Annotated in this window: 18 protein-coding genes; 17 read left to right on the top strand and 1 reads right to left on the bottom strand. The window is 57.1% G+C overall.

The genetic code is table 11. The features are described 5' to 3' along the window. Nucleotides 1–271: 271 nt before the first annotated feature. From PCAR_RS12110 to PCAR_RS12030, 17 genes are all read left to right on the top strand, one after another. The gene (locus PCAR_RS12110; protein WP_011341965.1) at nt 272–724 is read left to right on the top strand and encodes a division/cell wall cluster transcriptional repressor MraZ; all 453 of its coding nucleotides are present in this window, start codon (nt 272–274) and stop codon (nt 722–724) included. Between the two features lie 3 nt (nt 725–727). Next, nucleotides 728–1,672: a 16S rRNA (cytosine(1402)-N(4))-methyltransferase RsmH gene (rsmH, locus tag PCAR_RS12105; protein ID WP_011341964.1), complete on the top strand. Its 945-nt coding sequence runs from the start codon at nt 728–730 to the stop codon at nt 1,670–1,672. A gap of 104 nt (nt 1,673–1,776) precedes the next feature. Then, nucleotides 1,777–2,100 carry a cell division protein FtsL gene (gene ftsL, locus PCAR_RS17940; RefSeq protein ID WP_011341963.1) on the top strand — a complete coding sequence of 108 codons (324 nt, stop codon included), beginning with the start codon at nt 1,777–1,779 and terminating at the stop codon, nt 2,098–2,100. Then, nucleotides 2,097–4,067: a penicillin-binding protein gene (locus PCAR_RS12095; RefSeq protein ID WP_011341962.1), complete on the top strand. Its 1,971-nt coding sequence runs from the start codon at nt 2,097–2,099 to the stop codon at nt 4,065–4,067. Before ftsL ends, PCAR_RS12095 begins: the two co-directional genes overlap by 4 nt. A gap of 49 nt (nt 4,068–4,116) precedes the next feature. Beyond that, complete coding sequence (locus PCAR_RS12090) at nt 4,117–5,640, top strand: UDP-N-acetylmuramoyl-L-alanyl-D-glutamate--2,6-diaminopimelate ligase (RefSeq protein WP_011341961.1); 1,524 nt, start codon at nt 4,117–4,119, stop codon at nt 5,638–5,640. Further along, on the top strand, nt 5,625–7,016 hold the full coding sequence (locus PCAR_RS12085) for a UDP-N-acetylmuramoyl-tripeptide--D-alanyl-D-alanine ligase (RefSeq protein ID WP_011341960.1): 1,392 nt from the start codon (nt 5,625–5,627) through the stop codon (nt 7,014–7,016). Before PCAR_RS12090 ends, PCAR_RS12085 begins: the two co-directional genes overlap by 16 nt. An 11-nt stretch (nt 7,017–7,027) precedes the next feature. After that, nucleotides 7,028–8,104: a phospho-N-acetylmuramoyl-pentapeptide-transferase gene (gene mraY, locus PCAR_RS12080; RefSeq protein WP_011341959.1), complete on the top strand. Its 1,077-nt coding sequence runs from the start codon at nt 7,028–7,030 to the stop codon at nt 8,102–8,104. Between the two features lie 3 nt (nt 8,105–8,107). Further along, nucleotides 8,108–9,460, top strand: coding sequence for a UDP-N-acetylmuramoyl-L-alanine--D-glutamate ligase (gene murD, locus PCAR_RS12075; protein ID WP_011341958.1), 1,353 nt, complete (start codon nt 8,108–8,110; stop codon nt 9,458–9,460). A 4-nt stretch (nt 9,461–9,464) separates the two neighbouring features. Then, nucleotides 9,465–10,574, top strand: coding sequence for a putative lipid II flippase FtsW (ftsW, locus tag PCAR_RS12070; protein WP_011341957.1), 1,110 nt, complete (start codon nt 9,465–9,467; stop codon nt 10,572–10,574). Further along, nucleotides 10,571–11,647, top strand: coding sequence for an undecaprenyldiphospho-muramoylpentapeptide beta-N-acetylglucosaminyltransferase (gene murG / locus PCAR_RS12065; RefSeq protein ID WP_011341956.1), 1,077 nt, complete (start codon nt 10,571–10,573; stop codon nt 11,645–11,647). The genes ftsW and murG overlap by 4 nt, the downstream gene beginning before the upstream one ends. Before the next feature lie 47 nt (nt 11,648–11,694). After that, nucleotides 11,695–13,071, top strand: a complete 1,377-nt coding sequence (gene murC / locus PCAR_RS12060; RefSeq protein ID WP_011341955.1) for a UDP-N-acetylmuramate--L-alanine ligase — start codon at nt 11,695–11,697, stop codon at nt 13,069–13,071. Between the two features lies 1 nt (nt 13,072). Next, nucleotides 13,073–13,972, top strand: coding sequence for a UDP-N-acetylmuramate dehydrogenase (gene murB / locus PCAR_RS12055; RefSeq protein ID WP_011341954.1), 900 nt, complete (start codon nt 13,073–13,075; stop codon nt 13,970–13,972). Between the two features lie 44 nt (nt 13,973–14,016). After that, nucleotides 14,017–14,934, top strand: coding sequence for a D-alanine--D-alanine ligase (locus PCAR_RS12050; protein ID WP_011341953.1), 918 nt, complete (start codon nt 14,017–14,019; stop codon nt 14,932–14,934). A 42-nt stretch (nt 14,935–14,976) separates the two neighbouring features. Then, nucleotides 14,977–15,825, top strand: coding sequence for a cell division protein FtsQ/DivIB (locus PCAR_RS12045; protein ID WP_011341952.1), 849 nt, complete (start codon nt 14,977–14,979; stop codon nt 15,823–15,825). Nucleotides 15,826–15,848: 23 nt separating this feature from the next. Next, nucleotides 15,849–17,078, top strand: a complete 1,230-nt coding sequence (gene ftsA / locus PCAR_RS12040; RefSeq protein WP_011341951.1) for a cell division protein FtsA — start codon at nt 15,849–15,851, stop codon at nt 17,076–17,078. A gap of 93 nt (nt 17,079–17,171) precedes the next feature. After that, complete coding sequence (gene ftsZ / locus PCAR_RS12035) at nt 17,172–18,317, top strand: cell division protein FtsZ (protein ID WP_011341950.1); 1,146 nt, start codon at nt 17,172–17,174, stop codon at nt 18,315–18,317. A gap of 478 nt (nt 18,318–18,795) precedes the next feature. Further along, the gene (locus PCAR_RS12030) at nt 18,796–20,517 is read left to right on the top strand and encodes a radical SAM protein (RefSeq protein ID WP_011341949.1); all 1,722 of its coding nucleotides are present in this window, start codon (nt 18,796–18,798) and stop codon (nt 20,515–20,517) included. A 334-nt stretch (nt 20,518–20,851) separates the two neighbouring features. Here the strand turns inward: PCAR_RS12030 and PCAR_RS12025 are convergent, their stop codons facing one another. Further along, entirely contained in the window at nt 20,852–21,841 is a 990-nt protein-coding gene (locus PCAR_RS12025) for an IS481-like element ISPca3 family transposase (RefSeq protein ID WP_011341948.1), read from the bottom strand. Nucleotides 21,842–22,105: the final 264 nt, after the last annotated feature.

The raw sequence follows: 22,105 nt of genomic DNA, 5'->3' as shown, positions 1-22,105 counted from the left end.
CCAAATGCCGGGTGCGCCGAGATTGCTTACGACATAGATCCGGGTTGAATCTTCCTACCACTGTTTACCACCTAAAATGCACAAACGCAGCAATATTTCTGTTTCAACTTTCTTAACCCTGAAAAAAGCCCCTCCAAAAGGGGCTTTTTTGTTGCAGCGGGGATGCCCTAAACCCTTAAAAAATTAGAATAAACGCCTTGACAAGGTGGGGGGTGCTCGTTATAGTTGGCCCAAAGTGTAAAATCGTGTCAAATCAGGCCTAGGGTAATCCATGCGATTCAAGGGTGAATTTTTTAATGCGATCGACGCCAAGGGCAGGGCGAGCATTCCGGCCAAGTTTCGGGAAACGCTGAGTTCTGTTTATGGCGACGAACGTCTGATCGTCACGCAAAGCGATGGCGGTCTGGCGGCATATCCCTACCAGGAATGGCACAAGATGTTGGAAAGAGTCGAGGCCTTACCGTCCAACGACTTGAAAGAAGCTATCAATCTGGCGATTATTTCTCCTGCTGTTGAGTGTTCGTTCGATAAGCAGGGCCGCATCCAGTTGCCCAAGGCGCAACGTTGCTATGCCGGTCTCGAATCGGAAATTCGTGAGATTGTGGTGGTCGGGGCCATCGACAAAATCATGATATGGAACCGTACCAAGCACATCGAGCGGCGTGAGCAGGCCGAAGCGTTTCTTCGGGCACAGTCGCAGGAACTCAAAAATCTCGGGTTTTAGACTATGACGCGTGAGGTGTTTCAACATAGCTCGGTAATGCCTGAAGAGGTGCTGGAGTGTTTGCGGCCACAGCCGGGCGAGGTGTTTGTCGATGGTACGGTCGGAGGGGGCGGACACGCTCGTCTGATTCTGGAGGCGACGGCTCCGGATGGATTGCTCGTAGGTCTTGATCGGGATCGGGAGGCCCTTGAAGAGGCGGGGCGACAGCTTGCATCCTTCGGCGAGCGGGTTCTGTTGCGTCACGGCAATTTCGCCGATGCCACCCGGATTCTGGCCGAACTGGACATTGCCACCGTGGATGGCATTCTGCTCGACCTTGGCGTCTCCTCCTTTCAACTCGATACGGCGCGAAGGGGATTCTCCTTCCAGTCCGATGCGCCCCTCGATATGCGCATGGATACCTCCGCAGGCATGACTGCCGCGGATGTGGTCAATGCTTTGTCCCCGGAGGAGTTGGCTCGGATTTTTAGGGAATATGGGGAGGAGCGTTATGCACGCCGCATTGCGCGCCGCATCGAAAAGGTGCGGGCCGACGAACCGTTGATGACCACCAGACAGTTGGCCGAACTGGTTCGCGATGCGGTTCCGGGAGGGCATGTGCCATCACGGATACATCCGGCCACGCGGGTTTTTCAGGCCCTGCGTATCCATGTCAATGCCGAGTTGGACAGCTTGCGGGAAGGTTTGCGGCGGTCGTTGGCATTGCTGAAGCCCGGCGGAAGAATGGCGGTGATCAGTTTTCATTCCCTGGAAGATCGTATCGTTAAACAGTTTTTTCGCAGTGAAGTCCAAACCTGTATCTGTCCGCCCGGTTTGCCGATCTGCGCTTGCAATCGTAAGCCTGGCGTGGCGTTGCTGACGCGCAAGGGTCTGAAGGCCTCCGAGTCTGAAATTGCGGCCAACCCCCGCGCACGAAGCGCGGTACTGCGGGCGATTCGACGTCTTTGAAATGTTGTTCCTCCGGGTGCCCCGGATGGGACAAGCTTTTTTATCTGGGAAATTGATGCTTATTAGCCGCATCTGCGGTTTGCTGAAATGGCTGGAGGTGTAAAATGTCCTTTTCTTCTCAACGGGCCCTGCCCGGCGTCGGTAGCGGAAGTGCGTTCTGGCAACGGTTCTCGGTAGGGCAATTCCTTTTATTTCTGGTCGCTCTGGTCGGCGCAGGGGTGTTCTACATCTGGTCCTGCAGTCAGCTTATCGAGTTGGGTTACGCTATTTCCAGTTGTGAGAGCCAGCTTCTGGAGCTGCAGCGCGAAGAGAACTGTTTGCGCTTGGAAGTCGCGACCCTTAAGAACCCGGCGCATCTCGAACGTGTGGCCAGTCGAACCCTCGATCTCCATTACCCCGAACCGCATCAGGTGATTATCGTCCGATGAAATTGTCGCCGGAAAAAAGCAGCAAAATCCGCATTGCTTTAATGGGGGTGGTGTTTACGCTCTTTTTTCTGGCGGTTGTAGGGCGGGGCTACTGGCTTCAGGTCATTCAAAACGAAGAAACCGTTGCCCGCGCCCGTCGGCAATACAAGAGGATCATTCCGCTTACACCGCGCCGTGGCGCCATCTATGATCGCAACGGGGCGGCGCTTGCCCGTAGCACCAGTGTCGATTCGATTTTTGCCGAGCCTTTTCGCGTCAGCGATGTCGATGCCAGTGCGCGCGTCCTGGCCAAGCCTCTCGGCATGACCCGCGCGGCGTTGCGCAAAAAACTGGCCTCCAAGCGCCGTTTCGTCTGGCTGCAACGCAAGGTGCAGCCGGATCAGAGCGCCATGGTCCGCAAGCTCAAGCTTCGTGGCATCGCTTTTACCAAGGAGCACCAACGATTTTACCCCAATGGCCAACTGGCCGCGCAATTGCTGGGATTCACCGGGCTCGACCCCAAGGGTCTGGAAGGACTGGAAAAATACTACGATAGCCAGTTGTTGGGGCAGGAAGGTTTTCTGGTGGCTGCGAAGGACGGTCGTCGCAAAGGTTTGGGAGCCAGCGATAAAGTCATTCAGGGCGGCAGTCACGGGAACAGCCTTTACCTTACCATCGACCGTAATCTCCAATACCTTGCCGAAAAGGAACTGGCCGTTGCGCTGAAAGATGCCAAGGCGCGAGCCGGCAGCGTGGTTATGCTCGATCCTGTCACCGGTGAGATTTTGGCCATGGCCAACCAACCGACTTATAACCCCAATGCCTACGGGCGGTTTCCGGCGGCATACCGGCGCAACCGCGCCGTGTGTGACGAGTTTGAGCCGGGCTCGACCCTTAAGGTGTTTTTGACGGCGGCTGCTTTGAATGAAAACCTGGTGCAGCCCCAGCGGTTGGTCGATTGTGAAAAGGGTGCCTTTCGGGTTGGCGGCATGACCATCCATGATCATCACCCCTATGAACAGCTGACCGTGACCGAAGTGTTGAGCAAAAGTTCCAATATCGGGTCAGCCAAGATCGGGAAGATCCTGGAGCGTCAACGATATTTCGACTATCTGACGCATTTCGGGTTCGGCGAAAAAACCGGCCTCGATTTTCCAGGCGAAGCTTCGGGGCAGTTGCGCAGACCGAACCAGTGGTTCGAGGGCGATCTGGCCGCTATATCTTTTGGCCAGGGCATGACCGTAACGGCTTTGCAGTTGGCGCGTGCCACCGCGGCTATTGCCAATGGTGGCGTGCTCATGGAGGCCGACCTGGTGAAGCAGGTGGTCGACGACCGGGGTGAAATTGTTGAACGGCGATCTCCCAAGGTTGCCCGACGCGTGGTTTCCCAAAAGGCGGCAGCACAGGTTCGGGCGATGATGGAGCTTGTTACGCAGGAGGGCGGCACCGGCACCCTGGCTGCCGTTCCGGGTTACCGCGTCGGCGGCAAGACAGGCACGGCCCAGAAGGTCGATCCGGTTACCGGCGGATATTCGGCGGACAAACGGGTGGCCTCCTTTGTCGGTTTTGCCCCGGCGAATCACCCAAGAATCGTTATCCTGGTGGTCATCGACGAGCCAAAGACCCAGGTCTACGGCGGTTTGGTTGCGGCACCGGTTTTTTCGCGATTGGCCGGGCAGGCTTTGCTCTATCTCGGTGTTCCGCCGACCGAAAGGGATATGGAGGCGCCATTGCCGCCGGAAACTCTGGAAACGGAAGTGGCGATATCGACCGGCGTTGCGCAACCCGAGCGTATCGGGAAGGGGGGGATTCCTTATATGCCCCATTGTCTTGGCATGAGTTGTCGGCAGGTGTTGCAGACGATGCAGGCGCAGGGAATCGATATCCGGATTAAAGGCTCCGGCAGGGTTGTGGAACAATCTCCGGCACCTGGACAGGCTATAAGCTTCGGCGATGAAGTCTGGGTGAAGTTGAAACCGCCGACATGAAAAATTCTCTTTGACTTTTTTTCCTCAGGGAAGGAAAATTGCCGGTTCTATGAACATTTCCGTCCTTTGCCAGATACTCGATCCGAGTGCCGTTAGCGGTTCGACCGACGGTGTCGTAAGTGGTTTGTATTATGACTCCCGGCGTGTCCAGCCGGGCGGGTTGTTTTTTGCCCTGCGGGGAGCCAGTGTGGATGGACACCGGTTTATCGAGGATGCTCTTGCGCGCGGTGCCGTGGCGGTTGTGATGGAGTCGCCCCATACCTTGCCGACCGGGGTAACCGGTATCCTGGTCAAAGATGGCCGACGGGCCATGGCCTTGGCGGCGGCGGCATATTTCGGCGATCCCAGCAAGGACATGTTGGTGGTCGGGATAACGGGAACCAACGGCAAAACCACCGTAAGCTATCTCGTCGAATCGATTCTGCTAGCCGCCGGTTATCGGCCGGCCGTGCTGGGAACCGTCGATTATCGGTTTGAAGGTGCGCATCTGCCGTCGAGTCATACCACCCCCGAGTCCGTCGATTTGATGGAAACCATCGCAGACTTCAGAGGTCGCGGTGCCGATGCGCTTGTTCTGGAGGTGTCTTCCCATTCCCTTGAGCAGCGTCGTGTTGACGGAGTGTGGTTTGACGTTGGCGTTTTTACCAACCTGACCCCGGAACATCTCGATTACCACGGTGACCTGGAAACCTATTTCGGTGCCAAGCTCAGGCTTTTTAACGGCCTCGGCGATCGGTCCCCCCGACAGGTGGTGGCCAATTCCGACGATAGCTGGGGCGCACGTCTGGGGGCGATGCTGCCCGCGGTCATTCGTTGCGGACATGCTTCCGAATGTGACGTCACTGCCGACGATGTGACGATTTCCGTCGCCGGCATTGCGGGCTCATTGCGTACCGCTCGCGGAACGGCTGCTCTGCAATCGCCACTGGTCGGGGACTACAATCTGCAAAATCTGTTGTGCGCCGCCGGGGTTGGGGCTGCGCTCGATATGGTGCCGGCAACCATCGCCAAGGCTTTGGCCCAAGCGCCGCAGGTGCCGGGACGACTGGAAAGCATAGCCAATGAACGGGGTGCTCTGGTGTTGGTCGATTATGCCCACACCGGCGATGCCCTGGAAAACGTGCTGGTAACATTGCGTCAGTTGCAGCCGCGTCGCCTGCTTTGCGTATTCGGCTGCGGTGGCGATCGCGATGCGGGTAAACGGCCGGTCATGGGTGAAATAGCCGCCCGTCTGGCCGACGTGGCTATTTTGACCTCCGATAATCCGCGTAGCGAGGATCCGTTGGCCATTATGCAACAGGTTGAAAGCGGGCTGCGCCGTATTCACGAGGAGCCCTGGTCGTTGCAACAGGCCCGACAGGCCGCCGGTAGAGGATACCTGAGTCTTAGCGACCGGCGCGAAGCGATATGTTTTGCGGTGAGTCTGCTGCAGCCGGACGATGTGCTGTTGGTTGCCGGTAAGGGGCATGAGGACTATCAGATCATTGGCAGGCAGCGTCTGCATTTCGATGATCGCGAAGAATTACGCAAGGCCCTGACGGCCGCCGCGGAGGAACCATGCGACTCGATCTGACCCAAATTATGACCATCACCGGTGGCGACCTGACACCCGAACGTGCCGACGGTGTCGTTACCGGAGTGTCCACCGACAGCCGCTCCCTGCGTGCCGGAGATCTGTTCGTGCCGTTGCGCGGTCCGCGTTTTGACGGTCACGATTTTATCGCGCAGGCCGTGCAAAGTGGCGCGGTTGCCTGCCTGAGCGAAGAAGTTATTGCAGGATTGCCGGTACCGGTGATCCGCGTGACCGATACCCTGCGGGCCCTTGGTGATCTGGCCGCTGCGGTGCGGCAGGCGTTTGATGGGCCGGTGGTGGCGGTAACCGGCTCCTCCGGTAAAACCACGACCAAGGAGATGCTGGCCGGTATCTTGGCTTTGCGGGGTGAAGGTCTCAAAACCGAAGGGAATTTCAATAATCTGATCGGTCTGCCTCATACGCTTTTTCGCCTTGAAGCCGACCATCATTGGGCGGTGCTCGAACTCGGCATGAGCGCCCGCGGTGAAATTGCCCGGCTGGCGGAAATCAGTCGGCCCGATATCGGCGTTATCACCAACGTGGGACCTGCTCATCTGGAGACTTTACACAACCTGCAGGGCGTGGCGCGCGCCAAAGGCGAACTGTTCGCCGCCCTGCCTGCCGGGGGTACGGCCGTGATCAACGGCGACGATCCTCGCGTTTTGCAGCTGCCGGTCGCCAACGGCGTGCGCCGGCTTATTTACGGTTGCGGTTCCGATGCCGAAGTACGTGCCGAAGACATTGCCGTGGATGGACACGGAACCCATTTTTGTCTGCTATTGGCCGGAGAAAGCTGGCCGGTTCATTTGTCGGTTCCCGGTCGATATAACGTGCACAATGCCTTGGCCGCTGCCGCCGCCGCCCATGCATTGAAGGTAGGCGGGGCGCAGATTGTCGAAGGGTTAGAGGCCTTTCGTTCTTGTGCCGGTCGTATGGCCGTGGCGGAGCTTGCCAGTGGGGCGACGTTGCTGGAGGACTTTTACAATGCCAATCCTCTGGCCGTTAAGGCGGCCCTGTCCGCACTGGACGAAATGCCCGGTAGTGGCCGCCGCATCGCTGTTTTGGGCGACATGCTGGAGCTGGGCGATGCCGCGTCGGAAATGCACCGTCAGACCGGCCTGGATGCTTCGAAGTGCGTCGATCTGTTGATTCTGCTCGGGGAACGGGCTGAGGATACGGCCGCCGGTGCACGGCAGGGCGGCATGCCGCCCCAGTCGGTGTGGGTGGTGAAAAGTCACGACGAGGCCGTGCAGTTGCTCGCGGGAATACTGCGACCCGGCGATCGCGTGTTGGTCAAAGGCTCTCGCGGCATGACCATGGAAAAAATCTGTAACGCCTTGCGCGCCAGTGATGGGCGGCCATCCGCCGGCCATTAGGAGAAGACTGGATGCTGTATCATTTACTTTATCCGCTGCATGAACAGTTTTCGGTGTTGTACATTTTTCGCTACATCACCTTCCGGGCTATTTATGCGACCATTACCGCCCTTATGATCGCCTTTATTCTCGGGCCCTGGCTTATCGACAAGTTGTCCCGGTTGCAGATCGGGCAAAGTATACGCAAGGACGGTCCGCAGTCCCATTTCAAGAAGGAAGGGACGCCCACCATGGGTGGTACCCTCATCCTGCTGGCCATCGTGTTGCCGACCCTGCTGTGGACGGATCTCACCAACGTCTATGTCTGGGTAACGTTGTTGGTGACCGTCGGGTTTGGTGCCGTCGGTTTCGTCGACGATTACCGGAAGGTAAAGCTGCGCAACAGCGCAGGGCTGTCTGCGCGACAAAAAATGCTATGGCTGATGCTTATCGCCGGCACCGCCGGAGTCATGTTGTATTCGTATCCGCCGTTTCAGACGACTTTGGCCTTTCCGTTTTTCAAGGGCTTGCGACCGGAGCTGGGATTGTTTTATATCCCCTTTGCGGTGCTCGTTATTGTCGGCGCAAGCAATGCGGTGAATCTCACCGACGGCCTGGACGGGCTGGCCATCGGGCCGACCATCATCGCCTCGGGCACCTACCTGCTGTTCGCTTATCTGGCCGGTAATGCGCGGCTGGCCGAGTATCTGCAGATCAGCAGCGTGCAGGGAGCCGGAGAACTGGCCGTCCTGTGCGGTGCCATGGTGGGTGCCGGGCTCGGATTCCTGTGGTTCAATACCTATCCCGCCCAGGTATTCATGGGGGATGTCGGCAGTCTTTCGCTCGGCGGCGCTTTGGGCACCATCGCGGTGATCACCAAGCAGGAGATCGTGCTGGTTATTGTCGGTGGGATTTTTGTGGTCGAGGCGCTGTCGGTTATCGTGCAGGTTTCGTCCTTCAAACTGCTCGGCAAGCGGATTTTTCGGATGGCGCCGATTCATCACCACTTCGAACTCAAAGGTTGGGCCGAGCCGAAGATCATTGTGCGTTTCTGGATTATCAGCATCATTCTGGCACTTGTGGCGTTGTCCACGTTGAAGCTGAGGTAGCCGATGGCCGAGTATAGCGGAAAACACGTGGTTGTTGTCGGTGCGGGATGCACCGGGCTGGGCCTGGCAAGGTTTTTTCTCGACCGCGGCGCCCTGGTGACCCTGTCCGACAGCCGCAGCCGCGAAGAACTCGTCGATGTGGCGGAACTGGCCGATCATGGTCTGCGCTTCGATTGCGGCGGCCACGATGCCGCATTGCTGGCCGGCGCCGATCTTATTGCCATCAGCCCCGGAATTCCGTTGACGGTGCCGGCGGTGGCGGGGGCCTTGCAGGCCGGAGTGCCGGTCCAAGGCGAGATCGAGATCGCCGCCAGGGAATTGAGTGCGCCGATGGTTGCCATAACCGGTACCAATGGCAAATCGACCACCACCTGTCTGATGGGGGAAATCATGCGCTGCTGGGGGCGCCGTGCATTTGTCGGCGGCAATCTCGGTACGCCTCTGATCGAGGCGACACGGAGCACCGACTGGGACTGGATTGTGGCCGAAATCTCGTCCTTTCAACTCGAGGCCATCGATACGTTTCGACCGCGCTACGGCATGTTGCTGAACCTCACTGCGGATCATCTCGATCGGTACGCCGGCATGGGCGAGTATGTGGCGGCCAAACTCCGGCTGTTTGAAAACATGACGGCCGAGGATGTGGCGGTGGTCAACGCCGATGATGCGCTGGTGGTGCGGTCCACAACCGATTTGCCCTGTCGCAAAATTCCGTTTTCCTCCAGTCGTGTGCTTGACGAAGGCATGGGATTCGATGGCCAGCACATCGTCTGGCGGCACGCGGGGCGGCAGGAACGTTTCGATGTCGCCGATCTGCAACTTAAAGGGCTGCATAATGTGGAGAACGTCATGGCGGCCTTGATTCCACCGTTAATGGAAGGATGCCCCACCGATATCGCATGGAAGGCGGTATGCGGTTTTAGCGGTCTCGATCACCGCATGGTCCTGGTCAGGGAAATCGACGGTGTGAGCTGGTACGACGATTCCAAGGGAACTAACGTCGGCAGCGTCGTAAAAAGCCTGGCGGGACTTCAGGGCCCCGTCACCCTGATTGCCGGCGGTAAGGACAAAGGCGGCGACTATGCGCCCTTAGCGGGCCTGATCGGGGAGAAGGTCGAACATCTGATCCTTATCGGCCAGGCGGCCGACCGGATGCAGGCTGCTTTTCAGGGCATGACGACGATTCTGCGGGCCGATTCCCTCGAAGCCGCGGTGCAGCAGGCCCAACAGGTGACGATGGCCGGCGGGACAGTGCTGCTGTCTCCCGGTTGTTCGAGTTTCGATATGTTTCGCAGCTATGCCGAGCGCGGCGAGGTGTTCTGCCGTGCGGTGCAGGCTTTGCAGGGGAATGGTTGATGCCATGACGGAGCGCGGCGGATACGATTATTGGCTTCTGGCAGTGACAGCGGTACTTACCGCTATCGGTGTGCTGATGGTCTATTCGTCCTCTTCCATCATGGCTGCAGAGCATTATAAAGACGGTTTTTACTTTTTGAAGCGTCAGGCCGGGTATGCCGTGTTCGGCATGCTGGTCCTGCTTGGCGCCATGCGTTTCGATTACCACCATTTGCGCAAGCTTGCGGCCCTGGGGTTGCTGGTGAGCGCTGTGCTGCTGGGTTTGGTCCTGGTGCCGGGCATCGGTTCCTCGGCCGGAGGCGCCGTTCGCTGGATACGGGTCGCCGGTTTTTCCCTGCAGCCTTCCGAGTTGGCCAAATTGGCCCTGGTGCTGTTCCTGGCGCACTCGCTGGCGCGTAAGTCGGAAAAAAGCCTTCGGACCTTCAAACTCGGAGTGCTGCCCTATCTGGTAATTCTCGGGCTCATGCTGGTGATGCTGATGCTGCAGCCCGACCTCGGCAGCGCCATGACCATGGGCGCCGTGGCCATGGGTATGATGCTGGTAGCCGGCAGTTGTTTCAAGCATTTACTGGTTTCGATATTGCCGGCTTTGCCCGCATTATATCTGGCCATCTGGCGGGTCGATTATCGTCGCCGCCGTATTATGGCTTTTATGGATCCCTGGAAATATTCCACGGATGAAGGGTTTCAGATCACCCAGAGTTTGATTGCTTTTGCCAATGGCGGCTGGAAGGGGCAGGGGTTGGGACAAAGCCAGCAAAAACTGTTTTTTCTACCGGAGGCGCACACCGACTTCATCTTCTCCGTGGTCGGTGAAGAGGCCGGCTTCATCGGTGTTTTGACCATTGCCGTATTGTTTCTGGTATTGGTCTGGCTCGGATTGCGTATTGCCTGGTCGGCCCCGGACGAATTCGGCAGATATCTGGCATTCGGTCTAATTCTGCTGCTTGGTCTGGAAGCCTTTACCAACATGGCCGTGGTCATGTCCCTGTTGCCGACGAAAGGGCTGGCTTTGCCGTTTCTCTCGTATGGCGGCAGCAGTCTGGTTGTTTCATTGTTAGCGGTGGGTATCTTGCTCAATGTTTCCAGTCAGATCGAGAGGAGGAAGGCATGAAGCTGTTGCTGGCAGGAGGAGGAACCGGTGGCCACCTGTTTCCCGCCGTGGCTTTGGCGCAGCGGCTTCTGGAACAGGATTCTGAGGCTCAGGTGCAGTTTGTCGGCACTGCCCGCGGTATCGAAGCCAGGGTTCTGCCGGAACAAGGATGGCCTTTGGAGCTCATCGATATACGTGGTTTCGTCAATCAGGGCCTGCTCGGCAAGTTGCGCATGATTCCCTGCCTGATAAGGAGTGTCTGGCAAGGGTTATGCATCCTGCGTAAGTTCCAGCCCGATGTGGTGCTGGGAGTGGGCGGATACGCTTCAGCGCCTATGCTGGTTGCGGCCAGGCTTAAAAGGATTCCGACCGTTATTCATGAGCAAAACGCCTGGCCCGGCCTGACAAATCGTCTGCTGGGGCCTTGGGCCCGTTGTGTATGCCTGTCGTTTTCCGAGGCCGAGCGGGCATTTCATCGCGCCGCCACCATCGTCACCGGCAACCCGCTGCGCAAGGGGATGGAAGGCTGCCCGCCGATGGATGGAGACGCTCCGGAATTGCTGGTATTTGGCGGCAGTCGCGGCGCCCGCGCCATCAACGATGCCATGCTTGAGGCCTTGCCCCGACTGGAGCCCTGGAAAGATCGTCTGCGCATCGTGCATCAGACCGGCGGCGACGATCTGCAGCGCATTCGTGAAGGCTATGCCCGGGCCGGATGGCCACAGGAATCCGTGGTGCCGTTTATTGACGACATGGCAGCCGCCTATGCCCGTGCTCACCTGGTCGTGTGTCGGGCCGGGGCGACAACCTTGGCGGAGCTGGCCGCTTGCGGGCGTGCGGCGATACTTATCCCTTATCCCCATGCGGCGGCGGACCACCAAACCGTCAATGCTCGCGCCATGGCGAAAAAGGGGGCGGGGCTGGTGTTGGCGCAGCAGAATCTGACGCCGGAAACCCTGGCCAGCCTGATCACCGATCTGCTGGAAAATCGGCCGCGACTGATCAGCATGTCGGCCGCCGCCAAATCGTTGGGCATTACCGGCGCTGCCGATCGTATTCTTCGCGTGTGTCGCAACGTGTGCGGACAGGATTGAGACTATTTCACAACACTGCTTGCGGCAGGGAAGGTTCATAGAATTTTATGTACGGAAAGATTCGCACCATACATTTTGTCGGCATAGGTGGCATCGGCATGAGCGGCATCGCCGAGGTGCTTCTCAATCTCGGATACCGCGTCAGCGGCTCGGATTTGCGAGTATCTGAAATTACTCAGCGCCTGTGTGATCTGGGTGGCATGATCGCCTACGGACATGCCGCCGAAAATCTCGGCGACGCCGATGTGGTGGTCACTTCGACGGCCGTTAAATCCGACAATCCCGAAGTGATAGAGGCACACCGTCGTTTGATCCCGGTGATCCCGCGTGCCGAAATGCTGGCCGAGCTGATGCGTATGAAATACGGTATCGCCGTGGCCGGAACCCATGGCAAAACCACCACCACCAGCATGGTGTCCACGGTTTTGTCCAAATCCGGGATCGATCCGACCGTGGTTATCGGCGGACGCCTCGATTCCATCGGTTCCAACGCCAAGCTTGGCCAGGGGAAATTCCTGGTAGCCGAGGCCGATGAGTCGGACGGTTCCTTTCTGAAACTGTCACCGATCATCGCCGTGGTGACCAACGTCGATGCGGATCATCTCGACTATTACAGTGACCTTGACGAGATCAAGCGGACGTTTGTCGATTTTATCAACAAGATTCCGTTTTATGGCGTGGCGATCCTGTGTCTTGACGATCCCAATGTTCAGGCCCTGATTCCGCAGGTCGGGAAGCGTTTTGTCACCTACGGCATGAGTACTCAGGCGGATTACAATGCCCAGGAGATCTCCTACCAGGAAGAACGCACGACCTTTACCGTTTGCTGGCAGGGCGAGCGTCTGGGCCAGTTGTCCATCCGCATGCCCGGTCAACATAACGTACTCAATGCCCTGGCGGCAGTGGCCGTGGCAAGAGAACTGGAAATACCTTTTGAACAGATTGCCGAGGCTTTTTGCGATTTTTGTGGAGTGCAACGTCGGTTTCAGCCCAAGTATCAGGGCCGGGACATTATGGTGGTGGATGATTACGGCCATCATCCGGCCGAGATCAAGGTCACCCTGGCGGCCGCATGTTCCGGATGGAATCGGCGGGTGGTGGCGGTCTTCCAGCCTCACCGCTACAGCCGTACCCAGGCCCTGTTCGATGAGTTTGTCACGGCTTTTTACCAGGCCGATCATCTCGTGGTGATGGATATCTATGCCGCGGGTGAAACGCCGATTCCCGGAGTGGAAGCGCGGCTTCTTGCTGAGGGAATCGCCGGTCACGGGCACCGCGATGTGCACTATTGTCCCGACGCCGAGGCGGTGGCCGCACATCTTCGCGAGGTCGTCCAGGCCGGTGACCTGGTATTGACCCTTGGTGCCGGAAATGTCTGGCAGATCGGGGAAGCCCTTGCCGAGTGGTTGCAGCAGCGAGACTGACATGCATGTTCTGGCCGCCCGCCTGGGCGAGATTTTGCATTCACCGGTGCAGCTCGGCGAGCCGCTAAGTCGGCACACCTCCTGGCGGATCGGTGGCCCGGCTGAAATCTTTCTGTCGCCTTGCGATACGAAGGAACTGGTGGCCAGTCTTGAGCTGTTGGCGCAGGTCGGTATGCCCTGGATAGCGCTTGGTGCCGGAACCAATGTGCTGGTACGCGACGGCGGTTTCCGCGGCGCAGTCATTCATACCGGCGGCTTGCAGGACATGGCTTTTGATGCCGACGGCAGGGCCAGAGTCGGAGGGGGGGTGCCTGTGATGCGCCTGATCCGTCACTGCGTTGAGCGCGGGTTGGCGGGGCTGGAGGATCTGGCCGGGCTGCCGGCCACCATCGGAGGTGCCGTGGTGATGAACGCCGGCGCCGGCAAGCAGGATCTTGCCGGGGTACTCGATGGGGCGTTTCTCGCTGGACCGTCGGGTGTGGAATACTGGCCCGCCGATCGCCTCGAACTGGGCTATCGGACTTCGGCCGTGCCGCCCGGACGCATCGTTACAGCTGCCTCGCTACGTTTTCGCAAGGCCAGTCCCGAGGTGCTCGAGACATACGTTCGGCAGCGGGTACAGCAACGCCGCAAAGCCCAAGGCGTCGGAAAACCGAATGCCGGCTCGGTGTTTAAAAATCCTCCGGGGCAGCAGGCCTGGCGCTTGATCGACAGCTGTGAACTGCGCGGTTTTGCTGTGGGCGGGGCCCAGGTTTCTGAAAAACATGCGAACTTTATTGTGAACCGCGGTGGCGCCAGGGCAGAGGATGTGCTGAGGTTGATTGCGGAGATTCAAAAAAAGGTAGAGAAGCGAACCGGCATTGTGCTGGAACCGGAAGTCAAAGTGGTCGGACAGGCTTGATGCAAGAGCCTTCGGTCCGGGGACCATGGAATAGCGGGAGTGTTATGCAGCGCCAGGAACTACAACAGAAGAAAATCGCCGTATTGATGGGAGGCCTTTCCGCCGAACGCGAGGTGTCTCTGCGTACGGGAAAAGCCATCAGTCAGGCCCTCACCCGCTGCGGGTATGAAGTGACCGATATCGATGCCGGCCGCGATCTGGCGCAACAGCTGGAAAAGACCGGTGTCGAGGTCGCATTCATCGCCCTGCACGGTCGCTTCGGCGAGGACGGCACGGTACAGGGGCTGTTGGAACTGGCGGATATCCCTTATACCGGTAGCGGTGTGCTGGCTTCCAGTCTTGCCATGGATAAAGTGGCGACCAAAAAGATGCTCTGTTACCACGGCATTGCCACTCCCGGATTCGCTGTTATGCGTCGCGGCCAGAAGATCTGCGGAACCTTGCCCGACTATCCGCTGGTAGTCAAACCCGCCAGAGAGGGATCGACCATCGGTATCAGCATTGTGCATGATGAGCAAGAGCTTGCCGCCGGACTCGAGGAGGCCTTTCGTCACGATGATCTGGTGCTGGTAGAGCAGTTCATCGCCGGGGCTGAAGTTACCGTCGGCGTATTGGATGGTCAGCCGTTGCCGATTATTCAGGTGGTTCCCAAAGGGGGCTTCTACGACTACCAGTCCAAATACACGCCCGGGCAGACCGAATACCTGTTGCCGGCGCCTTTGCCCGAGACCCTTTACGGTGCCCTGCAGGATTCTGCGGTCCGGGTTTTCGAAGCCATTGGATGTTGTGGTGCGGCGCGTGTCGATTTTATGGTGACCGATACCGGTTTTTATTGTCTGGAAGTCAACACCATCCCCGGAATGACCGAGACCAGTCTTCTGCCTAAAGCCGCCAATGCGGTCGGGATGTCTTTTGACGAACTCGTTGAGCGTATTCTTGCGGGCGCTTCTTTGCGCAAATAAACGACGGACGAGGCTTTTGATAACCGGGACGGGTGAAAGATCATGATAAATATCGGACCACCCAAAAAACGACGCCTGAGGCGCAAAGGCAACCGTTTCAAGAAAACGCGCAGGGTTATTCCCTGGAGGCGCTTGATGATTGGCGCCCTGTGGGGTACCATGGCGCTGGCAAGTCTAGGCATGGTGGTGGCTGTAGCCTGTTTTGCCGGACAGATGCTGTTCGCCTCCGACTATTTCAAGGTCGAGCGGATTCAGGTGGAAAATAATCGCCGTATCGGTCGAGAAGAAATTCTTGCCCTGTCGGATATCTGTCCGGGAACCAACATCTTTGAACTTGACCTGGAGCGGGTCAGCACCCGCATCGAGAAAAACCCCTGGATCGCCAGTGCCCGGGTGAGACGGATGTTCCCCGATCAACTGGTCATCCGTGTGGATGAGCGCATACCCAAGGCCATAGTGCGTCTCGACTTCATGTATTACCTCGATGCATCGGGACACGTTTTTAAACGACTGGAAAAGGGCGATCGCCTGGACTTCCCCGTGATTAGCGGTGTTGATCGGCAGGCGCTGCTGGAAGGCAACGAGGCCACCTTGAGCCAGATCGATAAAGCTCTGCGGTTGCTCGATAGGCTCGACGGGCGGAAAATATTTGCCATCGATGATGTTTCTGAACTAAGTCTGGACGACACGACCGGCATTACGCTTTATACTTGCATTGGTGGTGTGCCGGTGAGGATGGGACATGACGATTACAATTCCAAGTTGAACCGCCTCGAGAAAATCTTTCCGCAACTGAAGACACGGCTTGGCCTTATTGATTATATCGACACGAATGTGACGCGACGCATTATTGTCAAACTGGATGCCGGCGAGTTACGAGGCAAAGGTTAGATTCCAAGGGGGAAGGCACGAAGATGAGCAATAACAAAAACGATCTGATCGTGGGCCTGGATATCGGCACCACCAAGATTTGCGCCATTGTCGGCCACCAGAATGAAGATGGCCTGGATATCGTCGGTATCGGCACCAGCCCGTCCCGCGGGTTGCGCAAAGGGGTTGTCATCAACATCGAGAGTACCGTTGAGGCCATCCGCAAGGCGCTCACCGAAGCTGAGTTGATGGCGGACTGTAAAATCGACAGCGTTTATGCGGGGATCGCCGGGGGGCATATCCGGGGATTTAATTCCCAGGGCGTGATTGCCATCAAAACCCGTGAAGTTCTGCACGACGATATTCGCAGGGTGCTCGACGCCGCCAAGGCCATTGCCATCCCCATGGATCGGGAAGTGATCCATACCCTGCCTCAGGAATATATTATCGACGATCAGGATGGCATCCTCGATCCTCTCGGCATGTGCGGTGTGCGACTGGAGGCCAAAGTGCATATTGTCACAGCGGCTACCGCCAGTGCCCAGAACATCGTACGCAGTTGCTATAAGGCGGATGTCGAGGTGTCCGATATCGTTCTTGAACAGCTGGCGTCTTCCGAGGCGGTGTTGTCGACGGACGAGAAGGATCTGGGCGTGGCCCTTGTCGATATCGGCGGAGGTACCACGGACATCGCCATTTTCATCGATGGCGCCATTAAGCATACGTCGGTGTTGTCGCTAGGGGGCAACCATTTGACCAACGATATTGCCGTGGGATTACGCACCCCCATGGCCGAGGCGGAGGTTATCAAGCAGAAATACGGTTGTGCCATGACCTCCATGGTCGGCAAGGACGAGACCATTGAAGTCCCGTCTGTCGGCGGTCGTGAACCGCGTGTTTTATCGCGGCACCTGCTGGCTGAAATTCTCGAGCCCCGGGTGGAAGAGATCTTTACCCTGGTGCAGCGCGAAATCATCAAGAGCGGTTTTGAGGATCTGCTTGCCTCCGGCATCGTGCTGACCGGCGGTAGTTGCATCCTTCCGGGGATGCCGGAGATGGCCGAGCAGATATTCAATCTGCCGGTCCGACGTGGCCTGCCTCAGGGTATCGGCGGTTTGACGGATGTCGTCAATTCGCCCATTTATGCCACCGGCGTCGGTCTGGTCAAGTTCGGTGCGCGCTGCGGCGGCGCGACGAAGTTCAAAATGGGTTCGGATAATCTGTTTGACCGGGTCCTGCGCCGCATGAAGGAATGGTTTGTCGAATTTTTCTGATAGCGGCGGGGCGGCACAACTTATCAAACCAGACCCGGTTACGGAGAAACCGGGTCACTCAGGGAAGCGGAGGGAGTCATGAACGATAATATTGTGTTTGAGTTCGATGAAAATATCGATCAAACGGCAAAAATCAAAGTGATTGGTGTTGGCGGAGGGGGTAACAATGCTGTCAATACGATGATCATGTCGGCGTTGGATGGCGTCGATTTCGTAGCGGCGAATACCGATGCCCAGGCCCTGCGCAAAAGCCAGGCGCCGGTGAAGTTGCAGCTTGGCGGCAAATTGACCAAAGGACTCGGTGCCGGGGCCAACCCTGAAGTCGGCCGCGATGCGGCACAGGAAGATCGGGCCCGTCTGGGGGAGATCCTCGAAGGGGCCGATATGGTGTTTATCGCCGCCGGTCTGGGAGGCGGAACCGGTACCGGGGCCGCACCGATTATCGCCGAGGTGGCCAAGGAACAGGGTGCCCTGACGGTTGCCGTGGTGACCAAGCCGTTCAGCCGCGAAGGCAAACAGCGCATGAAAAAAGCGGTGCACGGGATCGATCACCTGAAGAATGTGGTCGATTCGCTGATTGTCATTCCCAACGATCGTCTGCTCGGTCTCTCCGGAAAAAACACCAGTATTCTCGATGCGTTTAAACCTTCTGACGACGTTTTGCGCCAGGCGGTTCAGGGTATTTCCGAGTTGATCACCACCAGCGGTCTGATCAACGTCGACTTTGCCGACGTCAAGGCGGTCATGAGCGAGCGTGGCATGGCCATGATGGGCATCGGCCTGGCCGAAGGTGAGCGCCGTGCCGCGGAAGCGGCCCAGAAGGCCATCAGCAGTCCGCTGCTTGAGGATATCGATATTTCCGGCGCCAAAGGGGTGCTGGTCAACATCACCGCCTCTTCCAGCATGACCATGGAGGAATTCGACGAAGCCTCCAGCATCATTCACGAAAAGGTGCACGAGGACGCCAACATCATCATCGGTCTGGTGATCAATGAAGATATCGGCGACAAAATCAAAATTACGGCGATTGCCACCGGTTTCGGCGATTCCTTCGAAAAAGGGCGCCGTAACGTCGAAGAATTGCGCAGCCGTGCAGGGGCCGGTCTGGAGAGTGTGAATCGCGACCTGCCGACCTTTATTCGCGACCGGCAAAAGGACGTTCCGAAGGGGCCCCGCTCGACTCTGGGAGAAGAGCATGAATACGATATTCCGACGTTCATGCGCAAGCGGGTTGATTGACAAGCCTTTTGCAGAGGTTATCCGCCTGGCGGATTGAGCCGGCTGGGAATAAAGATCTCCGCTTTTTTCCCATATGGCCGGTGTTCTGATGCGGGACTGCCGGAGGTTTCGGTAGGCCACAGGCACGATTTTCCAAAAATCACAGCACATCATGACTCCCGAAGCGAGGGGACCGCAGCGCGGTCCCCTCGCTTTCATTTTAGGTGCGCCAGTCAGGGCGCAGGGTTCAACAATCGCGGCGCGATTACGGGCGCTTATAAAGCGGCTGTCGCGTCTGCGCTGCCGGTGCAACGAATAAAGGCCCGGATCGGCGTAAAGAGGTTCTCTGGCGCTTTTCAAAAGGACGGTTGTCTTTGATCCCGGAGGTTGTTGCGGTAAGATGGGATCGGTACGTTTTTCACGATGATTTCGCATTATTCGGATTTTGTGAGCCAAGGCAAGGTGCAGCATCCATGCAGTATCGGGGGAAGATGGAGTTATGTCACGCAAGTTAATGGATAAAAGGCAGCGCCGTCTGGCTGCCGAAAGCGGGTTGCGGTCTCACGCATGGGGCGGTCGCCTGTCTGTGGCCCTGGTGTACCCCAATGTTTATCACCAGGCCATGAGCAACCTCGGGTTTCAAACCGTCTATGAGTTGCTCAACCGCCGCGAGGATACCCTTTGCGAACGTTTTTTTCTGCCCGACGCGGATGATTTGGAAGAACATCGCAAAACGGGTTATCCCCTGTTCTCCCTCGAAACGGGGCGATTTCTCGAAGACTTCGATATCATCGCTGTTTCCATCTCATTTGAAAATGACTACCTCAACCTGCCTGTGCTGTTCGAGCTGGCCCACATGCCGCTGATGGCCGGCGATCGCAAGGACGCCTATCCGTTGGTCCTGTGCGGCGGGGTGTGCGCCTTTCTCAACCCCGAGCCGCTGGCCGAGATTATGGATCTGTTTGCCATCGGAGAGGCCGAGCCGATATTGCCCGGGTTAGTCGAGGCCTTGGTAACCGCGCCGCCTGACAGGGACGCTGCGCTGAAGATGCTGGCCACCCTGCCGGGTGTCTATGTCCCGTCCCTGTATCGGGTAAGGTACACCGACAGCGGCACGGTGGCCTCCTACGAGCCCCAGCCGGAAGCGCCGGAGAAGGTGGCACGGCAGTGGGTAAGGCGGCTCGATGGCACGGCCAGCCGCTCCTGTGTGTTGACCGACGATACCGAGTTCGGCGATATGGCCTTGGTGGAGATTTCCCGCGGTTGTGCCCGCAAATGTCGCTTCTGCGCTGCCGGATATATCTATCTGCCGCCGCGGGAGCGTAGTGCTGCGGCTTTACAGGATGCCCTGGCCGATGGCCTGGCCCAGCGCCAGCGAGTCGGTCTGGTGAGCCCGGCGGTAGCGGACCACAGCCAGATCGGGCTTATCGGTCAACAGATTTTGCAGGCCGGAGGTCAGATTTCGGTGGCCAGCCTGCGTATCGATTCCCTCACGGCTCAGGAGGTTGAATCGATGGCGGCATCCGGTCACCGCACTGTCGCCATCGCTCCGGAAGCCGGCAGTCAGCGGTTGCGGGACTTTATAAATAAAGGCCTGGATGAACAGCAGATTCTAGCCGCCACACAGCTGATTGCCGACGGCGGTATCCCCAATTTGAAACTCTATTTTCTTATCGGTTTGCCTACGGAAACGCCTGAGGATATGGAAGAGCTTTTGACCCTGGCCGGAAAAATCCGTCAGGTATGGCTCGAAGCCGGACGTAAACGCGGTCGCTTGGGCAACCTGACGTTGTCCGTCAATCCTTTTATTCCCAAGCCGTTCACGCCGCTGCAATGGGCGGCCATGGAATCGACCTCTATCCTCAAAAAGAAAATTCAACGCCTCAGACGTCAGGTTGGCCGTATGCCCAACACCAGTTTGATCTGTGAATCCTTGAAGTCGGCCGAACTGCAGGCCCTGTTGTCTCGCGGGGACCGTCGGGTAGGACGTTTGCTGCCGCATCTTGCCGATGGGCAAAGCCTTGCCGTGAGCTGTCGTGAGGAAAGCCTCGGCTCTGATTTTTATCTAACGCGGGAACGGGATGAATACGAGACTTTTCCCTGGGAGATTATCGACCAGGGGGTGCCCCGCAGGTTTTTATGGCTGGAATACCAACGCGCTATGGCGGGCGAATCGACGCCGCCTTGCGGGCCCGGTTGCCATCGCTGCGGGCTGTGTTGAGTGGCTTCATCGATCACCTGGCGGGCGATACCGATAGAGGACGTCGTTGATATCGGGAATGTCAGCGTGCCAAGAAACATGTCGTAGATAAACCGAAACTCCCCGGGCTTTGCTGGTTCGGGGAGTTTTTTTATCTGCCGTGACGGCTATCCGTTTTTTTGTTCATTCCGTCTTACTGCTTCCCCCCCCCTTTTTTTTTCTGCTCATCCCGTCGTTGAAATCCCTGTTTCCTGTTTGGCAAGTGAAATGACAAAAATATTGACTCTAAAGTCGCTTGAGGCATCACGATGAGTCATCTTCTGTTTGTTCTTTATGGGAAATCCTAATTTTGATTTTAGAGTATTCTATAGCTGTCAGGTCCCGCATGATTCCTGACCTGTTTACGGAAAAGTTTTGGTTTCTTTTTTTGCCAATCCTTCAGAGCTTGTATGGGAGTTTTATGCCCCAACGCTCGCTGAGGAATATGCTGGTTGTATAGATAACCATAACGTAACAATGTCTGCTCCAAATTTTCGGCGGAATCGAACCGGGTTGTTGCCAAAACCTCGCTGATGCGACCGTTGAATCGCTCAACCATCCCGTTGGTCTGAGGGTGGCGTGGAGGAATAAGCCGATGTTCAATACCATGCTGAACGCAGGTTTTGTCGAATACATGATTCCCTGTTGGCTTTCTCTCTCCAGCAGTGGAAAATCGATCCGTGAATGCCTTGTCGTTGTCGGTGAGCAATTTTTTGATCACAAATGGCGCTTTGGCTACCAGGCGATTCAAAAAGCCCTTTGCGGCTTGGGCGGATTTGCTCTTGCACACTTCCAGGTAAACCCAGCGGGTAGCACGGTCGATGCCTACAAACAGGTAACGCCGAGAGGTTTCGTCCGGCATCTGTGGCAAATATTTGATATCGACATGAACGAACCCCGGATCGTAGTTTTTAAATGTTTTGGGCTTGTTGTTGGCCGTTTCCTCTTTCGGGATCAGGTCCGCCAATCGGGATACCCCATGTCGTCGCAAACAACGGTCAAGTCCCGCACGAGAGACGTCAGCATTGACAAATTCCCGAGTGACGACCAGGAGATCATCGAGAGACAACAACAAAGAGCGACGCAACTCGATGACAACAGCTTCCTGGGCTTCGGTCATCGTTGTATTCAGTCGGTGTGCCGTATGAGACCGATCGTGAACATCGTCACGTTTGCGCCAGCGACGTACCGTGTCAATGGATATGCCCAGTTCTTTAGCTAAAGCCTTGTGCGATTTTTCCGACTCTTGGATATATCGTCGGATTTTCGGGGTCGTTGTGGCATTAGCGTGTAACCGTATCGTCATGTCAGACTCCTTTAGATTTCACCGCAGAGAATATCAAAAAGCATATCCCGAGCTAAGAATAACGGGAAGCTTTTTCTGCTAATGGAATCATCCGGGACCCAACATATAGCCAGTATCGATGAATATAATTGTGAATTCAGTTACTTATAGAAAATGAATAAAAAAATAAAAAAAAGCCATTGACTCTGAAGCCACTTAAGACTCTAGTTTCATGATCGTTTTCAACTTGTGCAAAACACTTGTGTAGAACTGCCAGGTAAATAT

This window comes from Syntrophotalea carbinolica DSM 2380, assembly GCF_000012885.1.
In the GTDB taxonomy this organism is placed as follows: domain Bacteria; phylum Desulfobacterota; class Desulfuromonadia; order Desulfuromonadales; family Syntrophotaleaceae; genus Syntrophotalea; species Syntrophotalea carbinolica.
This window is presented reverse-complemented; position numbering and strand designations above follow the sequence as displayed.

What these genes read in the sequence shown, in the direction of transcription:
- PCAR_RS12110 (WP_011341965.1), top strand. Translation starts at nt 272, where the DNA reads ATGCGATTCAAGGGTGAATTTTTTAATGCGATCGACGCCAAGGGCAGG.
- rsmH (WP_011341964.1), top strand. Translation starts at nt 728, where the DNA reads ATGACGCGTGAGGTGTTTCAACATAGCTCGGTAATGCCTGAAGAGGTG.
- ftsL (WP_011341963.1), top strand. Translation starts at nt 1,777, where the DNA reads ATGTCCTTTTCTTCTCAACGGGCCCTGCCCGGCGTCGGTAGCGGAAGT.
- PCAR_RS12095 (WP_011341962.1), top strand. Translation starts at nt 2,097, where the DNA reads ATGAAATTGTCGCCGGAAAAAAGCAGCAAAATCCGCATTGCTTTAATG.
- PCAR_RS12090 (WP_011341961.1), top strand. Translation starts at nt 4,117, where the DNA reads ATGAACATTTCCGTCCTTTGCCAGATACTCGATCCGAGTGCCGTTAGC.
- PCAR_RS12085 (WP_011341960.1), top strand. Translation starts at nt 5,625, where the DNA reads ATGCGACTCGATCTGACCCAAATTATGACCATCACCGGTGGCGACCTG.
- mraY (WP_011341959.1), top strand. Translation starts at nt 7,028, where the DNA reads ATGCTGTATCATTTACTTTATCCGCTGCATGAACAGTTTTCGGTGTTG.
- murD (WP_011341958.1), top strand. Translation starts at nt 8,108, where the DNA reads ATGGCCGAGTATAGCGGAAAACACGTGGTTGTTGTCGGTGCGGGATGC.
- ftsW (WP_011341957.1), top strand. Translation starts at nt 9,465, where the DNA reads ATGACGGAGCGCGGCGGATACGATTATTGGCTTCTGGCAGTGACAGCG.
- murG (WP_011341956.1), top strand. Translation starts at nt 10,571, where the DNA reads ATGAAGCTGTTGCTGGCAGGAGGAGGAACCGGTGGCCACCTGTTTCCC.
- murC (WP_011341955.1), top strand. Translation starts at nt 11,695, where the DNA reads ATGTACGGAAAGATTCGCACCATACATTTTGTCGGCATAGGTGGCATC.
- murB (WP_011341954.1), top strand. Translation starts at nt 13,073, where the DNA reads ATGCATGTTCTGGCCGCCCGCCTGGGCGAGATTTTGCATTCACCGGTG.
- PCAR_RS12050 (WP_011341953.1), top strand. Translation starts at nt 14,017, where the DNA reads ATGCAGCGCCAGGAACTACAACAGAAGAAAATCGCCGTATTGATGGGA.
- PCAR_RS12045 (WP_011341952.1), top strand. Translation starts at nt 14,977, where the DNA reads ATGATAAATATCGGACCACCCAAAAAACGACGCCTGAGGCGCAAAGGC.
- ftsA (WP_011341951.1), top strand. Translation starts at nt 15,849, where the DNA reads ATGAGCAATAACAAAAACGATCTGATCGTGGGCCTGGATATCGGCACC.
- PCAR_RS12030 (WP_011341949.1), top strand. Translation starts at nt 18,796, where the DNA reads ATGTCACGCAAGTTAATGGATAAAAGGCAGCGCCGTCTGGCTGCCGAA.
- PCAR_RS12025 (WP_011341948.1), bottom strand. Translation starts at nt 21,841, where the DNA reads ATGACGATACGGTTACACGCTAATGCCACAACGACCCCGAAAATCCGA.